This window comes from Agrobacterium sp. Azo12 (assembly GCF_029193765.2).
GTDB lineage: Bacteria > Pseudomonadota > Alphaproteobacteria > Rhizobiales > Rhizobiaceae > Agrobacterium.
Window position 1 is genome coordinate 1392908 of sequence record NZ_JARFYO020000001.1, and the last position, 19316, is coordinate 1412223.

18 protein-coding genes are annotated in these 19316 nt (G+C 56.6%); 5 read left to right on the plus strand and 13 right to left on the minus strand.

Annotated features, from left to right (window positions below; translation table 11 throughout):
• Positions 1-53 precede the first annotated feature (53 nt).
• Positions 54-2069: a LysM peptidoglycan-binding domain-containing protein gene (locus PYL13_RS06415; protein WP_275640790.1), complete on the minus strand. Its 2016-nt coding sequence runs from the start codon at positions 2067-2069 to the stop codon at positions 54-56.
• Positions 2070-2226: 157 nt separating this feature from the next.
• Here PYL13_RS06415 and PYL13_RS06420 point away from each other — a divergent pair, with 157 nt between their 5' ends.
• Positions 2227-2847: a TIGR00730 family Rossman fold protein gene (locus tag PYL13_RS06420; protein WP_192487411.1), complete on the plus strand. Its 621-nt coding sequence runs from the start codon at positions 2227-2229 to the stop codon at positions 2845-2847.
• 57 nt (positions 2848-2904) lie between these two features.
• Here the strand turns inward: PYL13_RS06420 and rarD are convergent, their stop codons facing one another.
• From rarD to alr, 11 genes are all read right to left on the minus strand, one after another.
• A complete protein-coding gene (rarD, locus tag PYL13_RS06425) occupies positions 2905-3816 on the minus strand; it encodes an EamA family transporter RarD (RefSeq protein ID WP_250982970.1) in 912 nt (303 codons plus the stop codon).
• A 122-nt stretch (positions 3817-3938) separates the two neighbouring features.
• Positions 3939-4895 (minus strand): prolyl aminopeptidase, encoded by a 957-nt coding sequence (pip, locus tag PYL13_RS06430; protein WP_259145459.1) that lies wholly within the window; start codon positions 4893-4895, stop codon positions 3939-3941.
• Positions 4892-5353, minus strand: coding sequence for a GFA family protein (locus PYL13_RS06435; RefSeq protein ID WP_259145458.1), 462 nt, complete (start codon positions 5351-5353; stop codon positions 4892-4894). The genes pip and PYL13_RS06435 overlap by 4 nt, the downstream gene beginning before the upstream one ends.
• A gap of 129 nt (positions 5354-5482) precedes the next feature.
• A complete protein-coding gene (locus PYL13_RS06440; RefSeq protein WP_250982967.1) occupies positions 5483-5956 on the minus strand; it encodes a GFA family protein in 474 nt (157 codons plus the stop codon).
• Positions 5953-6060 carry a DUF559 domain-containing protein gene (locus tag PYL13_RS26935; protein WP_352230560.1) on the minus strand — a complete coding sequence of 36 codons (108 nt, stop codon included), beginning with the start codon at positions 6058-6060 and terminating at the stop codon, positions 5953-5955. The genes PYL13_RS06440 and PYL13_RS26935 overlap by 4 nt, the downstream gene beginning before the upstream one ends.
• Before the next feature lie 79 nt (positions 6061-6139).
• Positions 6140-7519, minus strand: a complete 1380-nt coding sequence (gene cysS, locus PYL13_RS06445) for a cysteine--tRNA ligase (RefSeq protein WP_275640791.1) — start codon at positions 7517-7519, stop codon at positions 6140-6142.
• Between the two features lie 359 nt (positions 7520-7878).
• Positions 7879-8619, minus strand: coding sequence for an SDR family NAD(P)-dependent oxidoreductase (locus tag PYL13_RS06450; RefSeq protein WP_259145452.1), 741 nt, complete (start codon positions 8617-8619; stop codon positions 7879-7881).
• Positions 8620-8759: 140 nt separating this feature from the next.
• Positions 8760-10253: an amidophosphoribosyltransferase gene (gene purF, locus PYL13_RS06455; RefSeq protein WP_192487418.1), complete on the minus strand. Its 1494-nt coding sequence runs from the start codon at positions 10251-10253 to the stop codon at positions 8760-8762.
• Positions 10254-10487: 234 nt separating this feature from the next.
• Positions 10488-11075: a CvpA family protein gene (locus PYL13_RS06460; protein ID WP_192487419.1), complete on the minus strand. Its 588-nt coding sequence runs from the start codon at positions 11073-11075 to the stop codon at positions 10488-10490.
• A gap of 90 nt (positions 11076-11165) precedes the next feature.
• The gene (gene radA, locus PYL13_RS06465; RefSeq protein ID WP_192487420.1) at positions 11166-12572 is read right to left on the minus strand and encodes a DNA repair protein RadA; all 1407 of its coding nucleotides are present in this window, start codon (positions 12570-12572) and stop codon (positions 11166-11168) included.
• Positions 12573-12686: 114 nt separating this feature from the next.
• The gene (gene alr, locus PYL13_RS06470) at positions 12687-13853 is read right to left on the minus strand and encodes an alanine racemase (protein ID WP_275640792.1); all 1167 of its coding nucleotides are present in this window, start codon (positions 13851-13853) and stop codon (positions 12687-12689) included.
• A gap of 127 nt (positions 13854-13980) precedes the next feature.
• Between alr and PYL13_RS06475 the strand changes: the two genes are divergently transcribed.
• The 4 genes from PYL13_RS06475 to PYL13_RS06490 all read left to right on the plus strand — a co-directional run bounded on the left by PYL13_RS06475 (position 13981) and on the right by PYL13_RS06490 (position 17703).
• Positions 13981-14802, plus strand: coding sequence for an AraC family transcriptional regulator (locus PYL13_RS06475; RefSeq protein WP_275641385.1), 822 nt, complete (start codon positions 13981-13983; stop codon positions 14800-14802).
• A 112-nt stretch (positions 14803-14914) separates the two neighbouring features.
• Positions 14915-15643: an AzlC family ABC transporter permease gene (locus tag PYL13_RS06480; RefSeq protein ID WP_275640793.1), complete on the plus strand. Its 729-nt coding sequence runs from the start codon at positions 14915-14917 to the stop codon at positions 15641-15643.
• The gene (locus PYL13_RS06485; RefSeq protein WP_275640794.1) at positions 15640-15942 is read left to right on the plus strand and encodes an AzlD family protein; all 303 of its coding nucleotides are present in this window, start codon (positions 15640-15642) and stop codon (positions 15940-15942) included. Before PYL13_RS06480 ends, PYL13_RS06485 begins: the two co-directional genes overlap by 4 nt.
• A 96-nt stretch (positions 15943-16038) precedes the next feature.
• Complete coding sequence (locus PYL13_RS06490; protein WP_275640795.1) at positions 16039-17703, plus strand: ABC transporter ATP-binding protein; 1665 nt, start codon at positions 16039-16041, stop codon at positions 17701-17703.
• A 94-nt stretch (positions 17704-17797) separates the two neighbouring features.
• Here the strand turns inward: PYL13_RS06490 and PYL13_RS06495 are convergent, their stop codons facing one another.
• Positions 17798-19294, minus strand: a complete 1497-nt coding sequence (locus tag PYL13_RS06495; RefSeq protein ID WP_192487425.1) for a replicative DNA helicase — start codon at positions 19292-19294, stop codon at positions 17798-17800.
• Between the last annotated feature and the right edge of the window lie 22 nt (positions 19295-19316).

Here is a 19316-nt window from a genome sequence, read left to right on the forward strand (position 1 = left end):
GAAATAAGTGCTGAACTTGACGATTGCAATCCTACCGGAGGATTTTACCGCCCTTAGCCACCGGTCAAACGCTTGCGGTGCAGTTCTTCTGCATTCGGCAGTGCCTTGTCAGGCAGGCCGAAAATCTGGCCGGGCTCAATCAGGTCAGGGTTTTTGATCTGGTCCTGGTTGGCAAGGTAGATCGTGGTGTAACGAACGCCCTGTCCGTAAACGCGGCGGGAAATCTGCCACAGCGTATCACCGCGGCGAATGATGACGGCATTTTCATTGTGGGCAAGCGGCGCCTGCTCAAATGTCTTGGGGCCTTCATTGCTCTGTGGAACCGGCTCGGAGGTCAGTTCCGCAATGCGGGCAGCAAGGCCTTCAAGGGCATTGCCGACGGCTCTTACGTCATTCGGCAGCTTGTCGAGAACAGCAGCAATTTCGCTGGCGCGGTTTGCCGTTGTGCCAACAAAGGCTGCAAAACCTGCTTCTGCAGAGGCGGCCGCACGGAACTCCGACAGGGACTTCAGTGCAAACGAGGTGGCGGAACGGGCCGCAACCATCTGTTCCATCTGCGGTGTCTTGCCGTCAGCATATAGCGCCTGCAACAGACCGAATGCCTTGGCGACTTCTTCGCGCAGGTTCTTGAACACCGAAACATCGCTGAGTGGGCTTTCGGCGGCGGCAGTGCTGGTGGCCGCAGCAGCGCCGGGCTGTACCGTTACGGCAACCTGTTCGCCTGCCGGGCGTGCAAATGGAACATTGACGCGCACCAAAACCTTGCCGGTGCTGTCAAGCATTTCGGTGCTGACGGTGTGGTTGCCGACGCTGAGATCAATCGTGCCTTCAACGACAAAGCTGCCAGACGCCAGCGTGGTAGTGGTGCCAATTTCCTTATCATCCACCAGGGCGCGGATGGTAGAACCGGCAGGAGCCGAACCGGCAACGAAAATCTTGTCGCCTTCGAATTCAACTGCGGTGACCTGAATGGCTGCCTTCTCGCTTGTGCCTGCATCGGTTGGCGCTGTTGCGTTAATTGCAGGTGGCTGTGCTGCAACTTCGTCGGAGCCGGCAGGAAGACCGGGCAGGGCCGCGGTTTCAGCTGGTGTTGCCGCTTCGCCCGTGGCAGGGGTGGCCGGTACGTTTGCTGCCGGTGTCTGCTCCGGCAGTGTCAGCAAGCGGCTCGCTTCGCCTGGCTTGGTGACCATGGCCAGCAGGTTACCTGCCTTGTCTTTCGGAACAGAGACCGTGGCGATTTCATCAGACTGCAGAACCTTTCCGTCCTTGTCTGTGCTGCGCAGGATCAGTTGATGGTCGCCAGGAGGCAGCGGATTGTCGAGAACGGCCGCAAAGTCTCCGCTCTGGCCGATGTCGGCCTTGGAGATGACCTGACCATTGTTGAGAATTTCGAGTACCGAACCGACCTTGGCCTTGCCGGCGATAACGGCAGAGCCATCCGGCTCAACGCGCAGCACGTCAAACACCGGAAGGTCATTGGAAGACTGCTGGTTATCTGCCGGTGCCGCAGCAGGGGCAGATGCCGGCGCGACAGGTGCGCCATCATCGGTACCTGCAAAAATACCAGCCAGACGGCCGATCTGTGCGGCAGCATCCTTGGCGCTTACTGGTAGTTGACGCAGGAACGTGCCAGCACGCTCGGCTGCTGCACGCGCCGTGGTGATCAGTTTGGATGTCGTGTCATCCAGCGTCTCGGGAATATCGACGTCAGACAACTCCTTGAGAGCAGCCTCAACCTTGGTGCGGGCTGTGGCGTAGTCTGCATCAGATGGGATGGCGCCATTGGCAAACAGGCCGGTCATCTGGTTGATAGAATCCGTTGCAGAGGCCGCAAGGCGTGCAACCTTGTCGGCAACCTTGGAGGTTTCTTCTGCTGCATCGTTAAGAATATCGGACGCACTCTGGCCGCCCAATTCGACGGCATCCTTGACGGCAGTGCCCGCATTGTTGATGGCATCGCCAATCGGCTTGCCGTCCTGCGATATCCGTGGAAGCACAAAGAACACCATGAGCAACGTCGCTACCGCGAGCACGATAAGCGCCAGTAGGCCGGCCCGTTTGTTTTTCATCCTTTGAGTCTCCGGATATGTCTCTTTTCTATCAATCGGAATTGCTAGCTTTTTCCACCCCTATACACAAGCGTTTGCAAGGGAAAACAGCGTTTTCGGGCAATTCATTCACCCATATTTTCTTGACGGATGACGAAAGGCATTGTTCCTTCGGTCCATGACCAGTGAAAAACATTCGATTCGATCCATCTGCGTATATTGCGGCTCTCAACCCGGTCGTGATCCGGCCTATATGGAAGCCGGTCGCGCGCTTGGAAAAGCTATAGCCGACAACGGTCTTCGCCTCGTTTATGGCGGCGGCACAAAGGGCATCATGGGCGCCGTTGCAAGCGGCGTACTCTCCAATGGTGGCGAAGTAACCGGTATTATACCGGAGTTTCTTGTCGACATGGAGGCGACCCGCCATTCTCTCGGACAATTGAACGAGCTGATCGTCACCAAGGACATGCATGAACGCAAACACAAGATGTTTGAACGTTCAGACGCGTTCGTCACCTTGCCTGGCGGTGTTGGCACTTTGGAAGAGATCGTGGAGATCATGACCTGGGCGCAACTTGGCCGTCACGCCAAACCGATGGTCTTTGCTAATATCAACGGTTTCTGGAATCCCATGCTGGAGCTTATTCGCCACATGCGCGACGAAGGGTTCATTCACCGGGCCCATATGCTGAACCCGCTTGTGATTGACGAAATCAAGGATATCGTTCCGGCTATCATTGAACGGGCAACGGCACAGGCCAATCCGGATGGCGATAGCTCGGTTATCTCCCAGCTATAACAAGCACTGTACAAAAATGACTTTCCTGCCTCGTGGAAGACAGGAAAGTCTCATGCTTTAGCGGCCTTTGAGCTGCCGCAGCATGGCGAATGTATAAATCACCAATGCAGTCCAGATCAGGCAGAACGACACCAGTTTGGCCGTGCTGAAATGTTCGTTGAACAGGAACACCGCAATCAGAAAGACGATGGTTGGCGCGATATATTGCATAATACCGATGGTCGAAAGCTGCAGCAGCTTGGCGCCATTGCCGTAAAGCATCAGCGGTATGGCCGTCACGGCACCAGCAACCAGAAGCAGTATGGTGTCACTGGAGCTATCGGCCAGGAAATGGCCGCCGCCTGTCACGCCAAGATAGATCATGTAGCCAATGGCAGCCGGGCTGAGCAGCAGAACCTCGAGCAAAAAGCCCTGATTGGCGCCAACCGGCAGGGTCTTGCGGAAGAAGCCGTAAAAACCCCACGAACATGTCAGGCCAAGCGCTACCCACGGCATGGTGCCAGCGTCCCAGGTCAGGATGACGACGGCGACCGCGGCAAGAGAAATGGCCGCGATTTGCAGGGGAAGCAGACGTTCTTTCAGCAGCACCGCACCGAGAAAGATGCTGAACAGCGGATTGATGAAGTAACCAAGGGCCGCATCGATCGCGTGGCCGGCACCAATCGCCCAGACATAAATGCCCCAGTTGATGGTGATCAGCGTTGCCGTCATGCAGGCAAGCAGAATGGTGCGCGGCGACCGAAAGGCCGCCTTGAGGTCCTTGGTTTGACCCAGCACAATCAGCACCACGGCTGCAATGGGAATGGACCAGAGAACGCGGTGGGCCAGCACTTCTGCTGGTGAGATATGTGCCACTGCCTTGATGTAGAGCGGCAAAATACCCCACAAGAGATAGGCACTCAGCGCAAGGCTGAATCCGCGCGTGCTTTCGCTGCGTGGTGCAGCGGGGGTGATGCGTTCGATTTCCATTGGGGTTTCCTGCCGGATTTTTTTATTGAGAACGCAATAGTCCAGTCCGGCAGAATAAGCCAATTCATTTCAGTGAACCATTGATCAGCAAAGCTTCACCGTGCTGACAGGCGTTCAGGCCGTTATTTGCCGGCAAATTGGTCAAGGGCGCGGATGGTGCGATCCAGAATGCCCGGTTCCGACAGGGCGTGTCCCGCACCTTCGATGACATGAAGCTCCGCCTTCGGCCATGCCTTTGCCAGTTGCCAGGCATATTTCAGCGGGCAGGGCATGTCGTAACGGCCATGTGCGATGACGCCGGGAATGTCTTTGAGCTTGTGGGCATTACGCAACAGCTGCTCTTCTTCAAGCCAGCAGTTGTTGACGAAATAGTGGTTCTCCAGGCGGGCAAAGGCGATGGCAAATGTATCGTCACCATGTTTGGCCAGAAGATCGTCGCTGGGCAGCAGGCATATGGTGGCACCTTCCCACTGGCTCCAGGCCTTGGCGCATTCCAGCTTCTTAGCCTCGTCATCGCCAGTCAGGTAACGATGATAGGCCAGCATCAGGTCGCCCCGTTCATGTTCTGGAATGGGCGCAATGAATTTTTCCCAGCGATCGGGATACATCTCCGAGACGCCGAACTGATAATACCAATCCATTTCCGGCTTGGTCACAGTGTAGATGCCACGCAGGACCAATTCACTAACGCGGTCTGGATGGGTTTCGGCATAGGCAAGCGCCAGTGTCGAGCCCCATGAGCCACCGACCACCAGCCATGTATCGACACCGACCATCGCACGCAGACGCTCGATGTCATCAACAAGGTGCCAGGTCGTATTGGCTTCCAGATGGGCGTGTGGCGTGGAGCGGCCACAGCCGCGCTGGTCAAACAGAATGACATCGTAGAGCGCCGGGTCGAAGATACGCCGCTGCATGGCGTTGACGCCGCCGCCTGGGCCGCCATGCAGGAACACCGCCGGTTTCGCGCCCGGTGTGCCGACCCGTTCCCAGTAGATCGTATGCCCGTCACCGACATCCAGCATGCCCGTCGCATAGGGCTCGATCTCGGGATAGAGGGTACGAAGGTCATTGCTCATGCTTGGTCCTCTGGCGGCCAGACTGCTGTGTCATGGTCGGGATGCTGGAAAGAAATGATGGTGGCTTCATCCACACTCTGCTGGACCGACGGTTTTTCAAAAAGTTGGTCGATCCATGGCATGCGATGTTCGAAATTGACCTGAACCTGCGGTTCCAGCACCTCTGGCGTGTCGAACGCGCCGATAGCCAGTTCTACACCGCCGGGGTAATGATAGGTCAGGGGCGTGCCGCATTTTTCGCAGAAGCCACGGTGAATCTTGGCAGAGGACCGAAACAGCTTTGGCTGCCCACGGGTCCATGTCAGATGGGCCTGATCGGCGCTGACAAGAGCACCGAAAAAATTGCCAAACTGTTTCTGGCACATGCGGCAATGGCAGATCGATGGTCGTCCGATCTTGCCCGCATGAAACCGCACTGCGCCGCACTGGCAGCCACCGGAAAATCCGCTCTCTTGCATGATGCGCCTTTGCTTACTTCAGGACTACATAGGTCATGACCGCACCAATCAAGATCACAATCAAAGCGCCCTTGGCAATTAACCCATAGAGCAGCCATGTGGGCATTTTCATGCGTGGATCTTGCGTGGTCATGCTTTTGTGTCTGGCCAATTTGTCGTGTCGTGATCAGGGTGTTGGTAAGAGGTCAGATTGACCAGATAATCCACAGAGGTCAAATCTTCCTCGGTCGCAACGGCAGGCAGGCGGTGCAGATCGTCCACAAAGCCAACCTTGTTTTCGACACCCCACTGGATAACAGGCGGCAGCAGGGACGGATTATCGAAGGCACCGGCGGCAATGGCCATGCCATCAGGCGCTTCATAGGTTAGGGGTGTGCCGCAGTCGGCACAAAATCCGCGTTTCACCACATCGGATGACTGGAACCGTTTCGGTTCACCTCGCGTCCAGGTGAAGTTCGCTTTTCGCACCGACACCAGCGGCGCATAATAAGCGCCAAATGCCTTCTGGCACATGCGGCAATGGCAGATGGAGCTGTCTTTCAGGTCACCCTCAGCACGAAAACGTATCGCGCCACACTGGCATCCACCGGTGTAAATCGTCATGACTGGCTTCCTTCTATCATCCGCAAAGCACGAAGACTAACATTGTCGATATCTTGCAGGACATCGTTGTTCCAGAAACGCAGGACGGTCGATCCGTGTTGCAGTTTAAGTTTCCTATATTAGTGATCATCGCCCCTCAGAGCGATGATCTATTGAAGATAGAGCCGGACAGGGAAGGCGCTGTTACCGCTTCAATTCCCAAGTCGTCACCCGTTCGCCGGTTTCCTTGTCCTTGCCGTCCTTGAGCTGAATGCCCTTTTCAGCAAGCTCGTCACGAATGCGATCCGCTTCAGTAAACTTCTTGGCTTTCAGCATTTCAAGGCGCAGTTCCACCAGCGAATCGATAGCTGCGGCAACGGCTTCATCCACTTCCGCCTTCTTTGGTAAGACACCGAGAAGGGCCGCACTGGCAGCAAAGACCGCCATCTTGGACGGGTCGGCGTTGGCGGCCTGCGCCAGCGCATGCAAAGCCTGTACGGCAGCAACCGTATTCAGGTCATCGGCAAGTGCATCCAGAACCGTTGTGTCAGGTGTGGCATCGCCTGGCTCAGCTGCCGGCCACTTCGCCAGCAAACGCTCGGCCTCTTCCAGTCTCTTGACCGAGAAGTCGATTGGTTCGCGGTAATGGGTCATCAGCATGGCGAGACGCAGAACCTCACCTGGCCACTGGCGCTCGCCAAACCGGTCCGTATGCAGCAATTCATAGATGGTGAAGAAGTTGCCGTCCGACTTGGACATCTTGCGGCCTTCAACCTGCACAAAACCATTATGCATCCACAAATTGGCCATCACATGCGTTCCGTGTGCGCAACGCGACTGGGCAATTTCGTTTTCATGGTGCGGGAAAATCAGGTCGAGACCGCCACCGTGAATATCGAAAACCTCGCCGAGGTAACGACCGGACATTGCCGAGCACTCAATGTGCCAGCCCGGACGACCACGACCCCACGGGCTTTCCCAGCCGGGTTCGTTATCGTTGGACAGCTTCCACAAAACGAAATCGGACGGATGTTTTTTGTGAGCATCGACGGCAACGCGGGCGCCAGCTTGCTGCTCATCCAGCGGTCGCTTGGACAACTGACCGTAATCGCTCATCGAATGGGTGTCGAAAAGTACTTCACCGCTAGCATTGTAGGCATGGCCACGGGCAATCAGCTTTTCGATGATATCGATCATCTGGGCGATATTGTCGGTCGCACGCGGCTCGATGGTGGGCTCGAGATTGCCAAGTGCAGCAACATCCTGATGGAACTGCTCTGCGGTCTTCTGGGTTACCGCATGAATGGCGTCATTGAGCGGCAGGTGCGGGTAGTCACGCAGTGCACGCGCATTGATCTTGTCGTCGACGTCGGTGATGTTGCGGGCATAGGTGACATGCTTCTCACCATAGACATGGCGCAACACACGGAAGAGCACGTCAAACACGATTACTGGCCGCGCATTGCCGATATGGGCGAAGTCATACACGGTTGGGCCGCAGACATACATGCGCACGTTCTGTTCATCGATAGGCGCAAATGCAGCCTTTTCGCGGGTCAGGGTATTGTAAAATTTCAGGTTCATTTCAATTTCTCCCGAACAGAAGCGTAACGGGCGCGGGTGCGTTTGTCATCTTGCCGTTGAGAAGATGCGAAACAGCCGGGCCGGTTTGGAGACTAGATAACGTGCTTTGAGTGACGTGACTGTGCAGGCGCCCGCACAAAATGCGCTTAGCGGTCTGAACAGGAACATCGTGCGCCGCGAACATCAAGAATGATCTTCGGGTCGATGTCGCAAACCGTATCAAAACCATGGTTGAAGGGCGCCATTTTCATGGTCAGCCTTATGGCGCGCCCGATAGATTTGGTCAAGAGCCTGCAACCTTGCTGCGGTGTCATGCCTCCCGGAACAGGTCTCCACTTGGGTGGCATGTTTGGCAGGTCTTATTCCGGCAGATGGTAGTCCAGGAACTTGTTGTCACGCACAGAAAACAGCTTGCCTGTTTCGGTCTGTTCAGGTGCCAGCAAGGGCAGCAGGGTCTTTGCAACATCGGACGGTGTCGGCAGCGTCGACGGATCTTCGCCCGGAACCGCCTGCGCGCGCATGGCAGTGCGTGTCGCACCGGGATTGACGCAGTTGATGCGCAGCGCAGTCTTCTGCGTTTCTGCAGCCCATGTGCGGCCAAGCGCTTCCACGGCAGCCTTGGAGGCGGAATAGGCGCTCCAGAACGGGCGACAGGAATGGGCAACGCCCGACGACAGCAGGATGGCGCGTCCAGCATCAGATTTGATGAGCAGCGGCTCCACCGAACGGATCAGACGCCAGGTCGAGGTGACGTTGATGTTCATGACCTTTTCGAAGACTTTCGCCTCGATATGGCCGATGGGGGAAATCACACCCAGCACACCGGCATTGGCCACCAGAATATCAAGCTTGCCCCAGCGTTCGTTAATGGAGGCGCCAAGACCATCGATTGCATTCATGTCGGCGAGATCGAACGGCACCAGCGTGGCCGAGCCGCCTGCGGCCTGGATGGCATCGTCCAACTCCTCAAGACCGCCAACAGTACGGGCGCAGGCGATGACGTGTGCGCCAGCTTTTGCCAGTTCCAGTGCGGTGAAGTAGCCGATGCCGCGTGAAGCACCAGTTACCAGTGCGATCCGGCCAGTAAGGTCGATGGTCATGTGTCTCCCCCGAAGAGTAAATCAGTCTGTGACTGCCGTCTTATGAGGAAGCGACATGGGCGGCAATAGGCCAGAAGGTCGCAAAGCAACTGCCACAAACAAAAAGCCCGCGCAGTGGGCGCGGGCTAAAGCTTGGTTTATCAGCCGTTGCTGGCCAGCATCGATATCTTGCTACCCATGGCCTCGCCGTTCTGGTCGAGAAGGCGGGTCGGGTAATCACCCGTGAAGTAATGATCGGTGAATTGCGGACGCGCATTGTTGCGGTCCTCACCACCAACGGCGCGGTACAGGCCGTTGATCGAGAGGAAGGCTAGCGAATCCACACCGATGAACTTCGCCATGTCCTCGACATTGGCGTACTGGTTTGCCAGCAGCTTGTCGGCGTCAGGCGTGTCGATGCCGTAGAAGTCCGGATGGAAGATCATCGGGCTGGCAACACGGATATGAACTTCCTTGGCGCCTGCTTCGCGGATCATCTGGACGATTTTTACAGAGGTCGTGCCACGAACGATGGAATCGTCGACCAGCACAACGCGCTTGCCTTCAATCATTGCGCGGTTGGCAGAGTGCTTCAGCTTGACGCCGAAAGCGCGGATCTGCTGGGTCGGCTCGATGAAGGTACGGCCGACATAGTGGTTACGGATGATGCCGTATTCAAACGGAATGCCACTCTGCTGGGCAAAACCAAGCGCTGCAGGCGTGCCGCCATCCGGCACAGGCACAACGACGTCACCTTCGACCGGGGCTTCCTTGGCCAGGTTCATACCCATGTTCTTGCGGGTGGTGTAAACGTTGCGGCCGCCAACCACGGAGTCAGGGCGTGCAAAATATACATATTCGAACAGGCACAGGCGTTCCGGCTGCGGTTTGCTTGGCTTGCGGGCGTCGATAGTGACCGAACCATCCGGCTGCACTTCGCAAATGATCACTTCGCCGTTTTCAACATCGCGCACGAACTTCGCGCCGATAATGTCGAGCGCACAGGTTTCCGAACAGAAGATCGGCTTGCCGTCCAGTTCACCCATGACCAGCGGGCGGATGCCGGTGGGGTCGCGTGCGGCAATCAGCTTGGTGCGTGTCATGGCCAGCATCGAATAACCGCCTTCCATCTGACGGATTGCGTCGATGAAGCGGTCGGATGTCGAACTGTGGCGCGAACGGGCGATCAAGTGCAGCACAACTTCGGTATCGGAGGTCGACTGGCAGATTGCGCCAGTGGCGATGATCTGGCGACGCAGGGTCAGGCCGTTGGTGAAGTTGCCGTTATGGGCAATCGAAATGCCGCCTTCTTCCAGTTCGGCAAACAGCGGCTGCACGTTGCGCATCGCCACTTCGCCGGTCGTGGAATAACGAGTGTGACCAATGGCGATATGGCCGGGCAGGCGGGCGAGGGTTGCAGGGTCGGTATAATGATCACCGACCAGACCCATATGACGTTCCTGATGGAAGCGCTTGCCGTCGAATGAAACGATACCGGCGGCTTCCTGTCCACGATGCTGCAAGGCATGCAGGCCAAGAGCGGTCAGCGTAGCTGCGTCCTCATGCCCCAAAATGCCAAACACGCCACACTCTTCATGCAGCGTGTCGCCATCGATAACATCTTTGATCGTGGAATGCGAAAGCGGCTGGTTCATGCGTCTTGCCTTTGCTCCCTACAGTACCGTGCTTCATGTCATCAAGCGTTCGAGGTACTGTAATATTTTGATCTTCGCCCAACCTTCAAATGGTCGTGGATTTGAAAGTCATGCGCCCAAAAAACAAAGACCTGACCGGTGAAATCTTTCTCCGGGAAGGTCCGTTACTGCTCTATTGAAAAAACCATACCACATGTAAGGCGTCTTGCGTATCACGCAAGACGCAACACAGTGTCAATTGTTTGTTGCCGGTGCGTTGGTTGCAGGGGCCTCTTCAGAAGGCGCCTGTTCCGTCGTCGCGTCCTGATTACGGCCCATGATGCGGTCTAGAACTTCCGGCTCGATGTTGCTTGGCAGCACAGCTTCCAGCTTCTGCACCAGCATGTCGAGGAATGGCTTGGACTTGGCCTGGGTCATCCATGTCGGCTGGATCTTGACGTCAACCAGCCAGTTCCAGAATGCCAGTGCAACGACCAGCAGCAGAAGGCCGCGGGCCACACCGAACAGGAAGCCAAGCGTGCGGTCCAGCGCGCCGATGCGGCTGTCGATGATGAAGTCGGCAATCTTGGACGTGATGAACGAAATAACGATCAGCGCAACAAGAAAGACCACACCTGCCGAACCGGCAATCGCGATACGGTGGTCATTGGTGTAGTTGTTGGCGTAAGGCACCAGAACCGGGTAGAGATAGTAGGCGGCAGCAGCCGAACCAACCCAGCTTGCTATGGACAGAACTTCGCGGGAAAAACCGCGCACCATGGCCAGAACGGCTGAGAAAAGTACAACGGCGAGAACAATACCGTCGAAAATCGTGATGGGCATATACCAGCTCCAAAGGTCGCGGGGCTTTATCAAAGCACCGTCTTGCCTGTTTGCGATCCTCTTACACCACAGGCTTAGCCAGCGAAAGGATCAATATTCATCTTCCTCAACCTGTTTGAAGCGGTTGGCGGAACCTGCGATGCGCGCAACGAGATCCGGCAGGCTTTCAATTTCTGCCCATCGGCCATTGCCGGTTTTAGGCAATTCCGCCGATGCTGTTGGAAGCAGCGCCTGGGTAAAGCCCAGTTTTTCCGCTTCCTTTAACCGCTGCACCGTGTGCGAAACGGGTCTTACCGCTCCTGACAGGCTGACTTCGCCGAAATAAACACAATCGGCCGGAAGGGCAAGACCGGCAAGCGACGAAACCAGTGCGGAAGCCACAGCCATGTCGGCGGCCGGTTCCGAGATGCGGTAACCGCCAGCGACATTGAGGTACACATCGTGCTGACCAAGGCGCACCCCGCAATGGGCTTCCAGCACCGCCAATATCATCGCAAGGCGTGACGAATCCCAGCCGACAACGGCGCGGCGCGGGGTGCCGAGAGACGTGGCTGCCACCAGCGCCTGCACTTCAACCAGCACAGGGCGGGTGCCTTCCATGCCGGCAAAAACTGCAGCGCCCGGGGCTTTTGCGTTGCGTTCACCCAGAAAAAGCTCGGACGGATTGGAAACTTCCCGCAGTCCTTTGTCGGACATTTCGAACACACCGATTTCATCCGTCGGTCCGAAACGGTTCTTCACCGTCCGCAGGATTCGGTAGTGGTGACCGCGGTCGCCCTCAAAATAAAGCACCGCATCCACCATGTGTTCAACAACACGCGGACCGGCAATCTGGCCTTCCTTGGTCACATGGCCAACAAGCACCATGGCGGCACCGGTCTGTTTGGCAAAACGGATCATCGCCTGTACGCCGGTACGCACTTGGGTGACTGTACCGGGTGCCGAATCGGCCGTGTCGCTCCACAGGGTTTGGATAGAATCGATAATCACCAGATCCGGGCGCTTGCCTTCGGAAATGGTTGCCAGAATATCTTCGACATTTGTTTCTGCCGCCAGCAGCACGTCGGTTTGTGCCGCGCCCAGACGCTGCGCACGCAGACGAACCTGTGCCACGGCCTCTTCACCCGAGACATAAATAATACGCTGGCCACGTCGCGACAGGGCTGCGGCGGCCTGCATCAGCAGCGTCGATTTGCCGATACCGGGATCGCCACCGATCAACACTGCCGAGCCACGGACGAAACCGCCACCGGTTGCGCGATCCAACTCGTCCATGCCGGTTGCAATGCGCGGCGCTTCTTCGGATTCCCCTGATAGTGCCGTCAAAGCGACCGGACGACCTTTCTTGGGTGTTTTGCCGGGCCCTGAGCCGATGCCACCCATCAGGTCATCTTCAATGATGGTGTTCCACTCACCGCAACCTTCACACTTGCCAACCCAGCGGGTGTGCACCGTGCCACAGTTCTGGCACACGAATTGGGTTTTGGTCTTGGCCATGCGGTTGTGGCTCCCGGCAGTATCTTGAATGAGAACAAATAAAGAACTTAATGCCGGGATAAACGCCAGCCGTCGGCTTTGCAAGCCTGTTGTTTAAAGGCGGTGCGGTTTTAATTATTCGCCGTCGACTAAATACTGCCGCTCATAACGTAGACCAAGGCCGGTCAGCATTTCATAGCCGATGGTTCCCGCCGCACGCGCAACCTCATCCACCGGCACATTAGAGCCGAACAGTTCAATGTAATCTCCAGCGCGCACGGCATTTTCGGGCACATCGGTGACATCGAAAATGGTGAGGTCCATGGTCACGCGACCGGCAACCGGTACCCGGTGGCCGTTGATGAAACCATAGGCGCCGCCATAACCCATTTCCCTCAAAGGAATGCCGGAACCGGAAAGCGAACGCTGATAACCGTCGGCATAACCGACTGAAGCTATGGCAAGGCGGCTGGCGCGCTTGAGCAGGAAAGTGCCACCGTAGCTGACGGTCTGTCCTTCACCGGCTTCACGCACCTGAATGATGCGCGCTTCCGACTTGGCGACCGGGCGCATCGGATTATCCACGTCATTGACGGCTTCGCCGCCGTAAAGCGCGATGCCGGGACGGGTCAGATCGAAGTGATAGTCTGGACCCAAAAATATTCCAGCAGACGCTGAAAGGCTTGATTCGACACCTTCGAAAGCAGCGCTAACCTTACGGAATGATTCAAGCTGTGCCTTGTTCATGGCGGAAGAGGGCGTGTCCGCCGATGCTAGGTGCGATAGCACGAGAACCGGGTCGAAGCTGGCTGGCCGCGAGATATCGTCAGCCAGAAACAGCGCCTCATCCAGCGGCAATCCAAGACGGTTGAAACCGGTATCGACATGGAGGGCGAAGGGATGATCACCCCGTTCGGCAAGCGTCGACATCCAGAAGGCCAGTTGCTCTTCCGACGCGACGACAGGCACAAGATCATTGTTGAAGAAATGCGCTTCCTGTCCTGGCCAGATGCCTGACAGCACGAAGATACGTGCTTCCGGAGCGTGCGGACGCAGTGTCACGCCTTCGGCAACGGTTGCCACGAAAAAGTCCCGTGCCCCGGCATGGTACAGCGTGGTGCCGCAATCTTCGATACCCATGCCATAGGCGTCAGCCTTGACCACGGCGGCGGTCCGCGCCTTGCCGGAGCGTTTTTTCATGTCGCGCCAGTTATCCGCCAGTGCACCGAGATCAACAGTCAGCCGCAGCGGCGCATGCTCGAATTCGTCATAATCGGAAAGGCTATCGTCGAAATCGGTCATGCTGTCTCGCAATGCTGCTCAAAAACTATTTGAGCCAAAGCCTATCACTTTTGTTCAAGACGGTAATGACGGATTGCTTTATTCTTTCACTATGCACAGCGTTTCGCAGAAACAGGCCCTTGACGATATGCCGCTTGCCACGACGGAAACCACACGTTTCTGGCGCGACAGGCGGTTCCGGCATATGGAGTGCCTGAGCGCGACTTTCCTGACGCATGAATATTCCCCGCACGCGCATGAGACCTTCAGCATTGGCGCCATCGAATCCGGCTCGCAGATATCGACGATCAATGGCACCCGAGAGCAGACTGGTCCCGGCAATCTTTACCTGATCAATCCCGGCCAGATCCATGATGGTGCACCGGGAGGTGAAGGTTATCGCTACCGGATGATCTATCCCGACATGGAGTTGTTGCAGGAGGTGATTGAGGACGTGACGGGCAGGGCGTTTCATGGCACGCCGTCTTTCCCGCGCTTTTTGCCAAAAGACCCGCAAATGGCTGCCGCGTTCCAGATTGCCCATCAGCGACTCGAGCAGAAGTCCGGTGCGCTGGAGGCCGATGAAGGTATGTTCAGCGTACTGGCAGAACTATTTCGTCGCCACGGCAGCACGATCATCCTGCCGGTGGAAACGCGCGAACGTACAGCGGTTTACCGGGTAAGGGATTATCTCACCGACAATTGCGAGATCGACATCGGGTTGGAACAACTAGCGGCCATTGCCGGGCTCAGCCGCGCGCATTTGATCCGGGCGTTTCGCAAGGAATTCTACATCACGCCGCACGCCTATCTGACGGATGTGCGTATTCGCAAGGCGCGTCGTTTGCTGCGGTTGGGTGATAATCCCGCCTCTGTAGCACTGGAATGCGGATTTGCCGATCAGGCGCATTTCACTCGCCACTTCAAGGCGCGCACCGGCATTACACCGGGTCAGTTCCGCGCTGCCTGAGACCAAATCGTCTGGCAACGGTTCCGTGGTGTTCTCTGTCCCCATCACTTTTGTTCAAGACGCACCCATCATCCTTCTCTACCTGCCATCTCCCAGGATATCGGAGATGGTGATGGCAAAGATAGTGAAGTCGGGTGACGTGCTGGCGGGGTTGCGGGCCGCAGCGCCGCTTTTGGTGGCGATGGTACCGATTGGCGTGGTGTTTGGTGCGGTCGCGGTTTCAAAGGGTCTGTCGGCACTCGAGGCCTGCCTGATGTCGCTGTTTGTCTTTGCCGGCGGCTCGCAGTTCGTTGCAATGGATTTATGGACCCATCCGGCAAGCTGGGTGGCGCTCGGTTTTGCCGCTCTGTTGGTCAATCTGCGCCACGTGCTGATGAGTGCGTCCATCGCCTCGAAGCTGGATGGGTTCAACGGCTGGCGTAAATATGCCGCCATGCTGGTACTGACGGACGAATCCTGGGCGTTGTCAGAATTCCGTGCGATGACGGCTAGGCTGACACCGGCTTTTTTTGCCAGTGCTGCGCTGTCGATCTACGCCGTCTGGAATGTCTCGACACTCGCCGGCGCCTTGCTTGGCTCGGTCATGGGCGACATGACGGTGATCGGGCTCGACTTTGCCTTTCCCGCCGTGTTCATTGTATTGCTGATGGGGTTCTGGAAGGGCACCGAAACCGGACTTGTCCTGCTGGGCAGTGCACTGACCTCATGGGTGACACACCTCTACATTCCCGGTGCTTGGTACATTGCCACGGGCGCACTTGCCGGGCTGGCCGTTGCAGCCTTTGGGCGGACGGAAAGTTTGTCGGATGAGAACAAGGCTGATGCGGAGCAACCGGTATGAGCCTTGATACATCAACATTTTTTGCCATCCTTGCGATGATGGTCGCAACGATAAGCACCCGTATGGGCGGTTTGCTGCTGGTCCGCTACACCAATCCCGGCCCACGCATGAAAAAGGCACTGTCATCGGTGCCACCAGCGGTGCTGATGGCTGTTGTGACGCCCACCGCCTTGTCAACCGGTACGGCGGAAAGCATTGCCTGTCTGATAACGGCCGTTGCCGCACTTCGCCTGTCACTTCTACCGGCGGCTTTTACCGGCGTGGCAACGGTCGCTATCCTGCGTTCGATCGGTTTTTGAAAACCCCGCCTGAGGCTGCTGCGGGTTGAAATGCCCGCCCGCGACCTTTACTGCGGTTATTCACCTTGAGTTGTCTCAACCTGGGGAGTGCCGTTTATGCGGAATAATTACAGGGCTGCAATCGGGCCGCTTCTTCGCATTTATGCTGACTACTGGAAGAATGCCCGGCTGTCGATTTCCCTTCTTGTCGTGACCATCCTTGCCGGATCGATACTGGCTGTCACAGGCCCTTATGTCTTTTCCCGGCTGGTGGACGATCTGCCGGATACGCCGGCCCGCTGGATGCTGGCCTTTACCTTTTATGCGCTGCTGACAGCCGGTGCCATGGGCGTGCAGCGCTGCACGCAATATATGGCCGTCATTCATTCTGAACGGCTGGATTACATCGCTGCGACCGGTTTCTTCGAGCGTATCATCAACAAACCGCCATCGTTTTTTACCGATCACAATCCGGCCGAAATCCAAGCGGCGCAAACGCAAGGCGCATCGGCAACATCCATCTTCATGCAGATGATGTTCATTTCGTTTCTGCCTGGGATTTCGGCTTTCCTGTTTGCGACCCTGATGCTGGGCGCGGTCATCAGTTTTGATGTGCTGCTGATCGTATGTCTCTACGGTGTCATCTTTATCGGCCTGACACTGGTCTCCAATCGCATCACCGGTCCTTATCTCGAAAAGGCCATTGATGCCGGACAGCAGAATGCCGGTTTTGTCGGTAATGCCATCAGCATGATCGAACCTTTGCGGCACACCGCCAGTACGGAATGGATGAAGGCACGCTTTGCCGAGAGTGCAGGTTCGATCTACGACAATTGGCGGCTCTATTCACTGCGCCGTATCGTGTTCGTGGCAATGATTTCGCTGGCGCTGGCTCTGCAATTCATCATCACCTTCTACCTGCTTTTGCCACGCTATGAACAAGGGCAACTGTCCGTGGGTGACATTGTGCTGTTCAACATGCTGTTGTTGCAGCTGAATGTGCCGTTTGAGCTGATTGGCCAGTCGATCAATGAAACAGTAAGGGCGCTTGCCCGTTTTGCGCCCTTTGCCCGCATGTGGAATGCACCGGAAGAGCAAAGGGCGGGCGGGGAGGCCGGACTGGTTCTGTCGCAGGGCGTAATCGAATTTGAGGATGTCGGTTTCCGCTATGAAAATGGACGCGGCGTTGAAAATGTCTCGTTCCGTGCTTCGCCCGGACGGCTCACCTTTATCACCGGCGAAACCGGTTCGGGAAAATCGACCCTGTTCAAGCTGCTGCAAAAAACCATGCTGCCGCAAAAGGGGCATATCCGTATCGATGGCCGCGATATTGGAACGATCGACCGAGATGACTGGTTTTCAGCGGTCGGTATCGTTCCGCAGGAAGTGCAACTGCTCAATGATACTCTCACCGCCAACATTGTTCTGGGACGTCCCTATGACGAAGTGCAGCTGCGCCGTTCAACCGAGCGTGCGGCGATCCTTGAGCGTATCGAAGCCATGCCACAGGGGTTCGAAACCAGGGTGGGTGAGCGTGGCTTGAAGTTGTCGGGAGGGGAGCGCCAGCGCATTGCCATTGCACGGGCGCTTTATGCAGAGCCGGTCATTCTGTTGCTGGATGAGGCAAGCTCTGCCCTTGATGATGAAACCGAACGCGAGATCATGGACCAGTTGCGCAAGGTCGATGCCGACATGACCATCATTGCGATCACTCATCGCCAAAGCAGTATCCGGCCACAGGATCAGGTCATCGCTTTGCCCTCAGGCGTTAAAGCAGAATGAGAGCGTGTCCCCCGATATTCGGAATCAGTTTCTGAGGGCGCGAGCTCAAGACATTGAAAACAAAACGCCCCGCTGAACAGCGGGGCGTTTGGTATCAGTGTTCTTCGTACTGGCTGAACGATGGGTCGGCCAAATCCGCAAAGCGGGTGAATTCCGACTGGAAGGCGAGTTTAACAGTGCCGGTCGGTCCGTGACGCTGCTTGGCGATAATCACGTCAGCCGTGCCCTTCACCTTGTCGAACAGTGCTTCCCACTCCGCATATTTCGGATCATCCGGATCACGCGGTTCCATGTTCTTGACGTAATATTCCTCACGGAACACGAACAGCACAACGTCGGCGTCCTGCTCGATCGAACCAGATTCACGAAGGTCAGAAAGCTGTGGGCGTTTGTCTTCACGGCTTTCCACCTGACGGGACAGCTGAGACAGCGCGATGATCGGAACGTTCAGTTCCTTGCCAAGCGCCTTCAGACCCGTGGTGATCTGGGTGATTTCCTGCACGCGGTTTTCACCACTTTTGCCGGAGCCGGTCATCAGCTGAATATAGTCGACTACCAGGCAATCAAGGCCGCGCTGGCGCTTGAGGCGACGCGCACGTGCCGACAGCTGGGCAATGGAGATACCACCGGTCTGGTCGATATAAAGCGGAACCTTTTGCATCATCTGGCTGCAGGCAACCAGCTTTTCGAAATCGGCTTCGGTGATTTCACCACGGCGGATTTTTGAGGATGACACTTCTGTCTGCTCGGAAATGATACGGGTTGCCAGCTGTTCGGACGACATTTCGAGTGAGTAGAAACCGACGACGCCGCCGTTCTTGGCCTTGAAGGAGCCATCCGGCTGGATTTCCTGCTCGTAGGCAGCGGCGATATTGTAGGCAATGTTGGTGGCAAGCGAGGTCTTGCCCATACCCGGACGACCCGCAAGCACGATAAGGTCAGAACGCTGCAAACCGCCCATACGGCCATCAAGCGAGTGGATGCCAGTGGAAATGCCCGACAGGTTTCCGTCACGTTCAAACGCTTGGCCCGCCATATCGATGGCAAGCGAAACGGCATCGTTGAATGACTGGAAGCCACCGTCATAACGGCCGGTTTCCGCCAGCTCGAACAGGCGACGTTCGGTGTCTTCAATCTGTGTTTGCGGTGGCATGTCGAGCGGCGCGTCATAGGCAATGTTGACGACATCCTCACCAATCTGGATCAGCGCGCGGCGCAGCGCCAGATCATAGATCGCGCGGCCGTAGTCTTCCGCGTTGATGATGGTCACGGCTTCGGCAGCAAGACGTGCGAGATACTGCGCAACGGTCAGATCACCCACCTTGTCATCAGAAGGTAGAAAGGTCTTGATCGTGACCGGGTTGGCAGTCTTGCCCATGCGGATGATGTCGCCGGCGACTTCGAAGATCTTGCGGTGCAGCGGTTCATACAGATGAACCGGCTTCAGAAAGTCCGAAACGCGATAATAGGCGTCATTATTGACGAGAATAGCACCCAGAAGGGCCTGTTCGGCTTCAATGTTGTTTGGCGCTTCGCGGTAATGCGGTTCGGCCGGGGAGACCGGGGCGATCTTTCGTGCTGCATCATTCATTGTCTAATGGTCTCCCTGTATC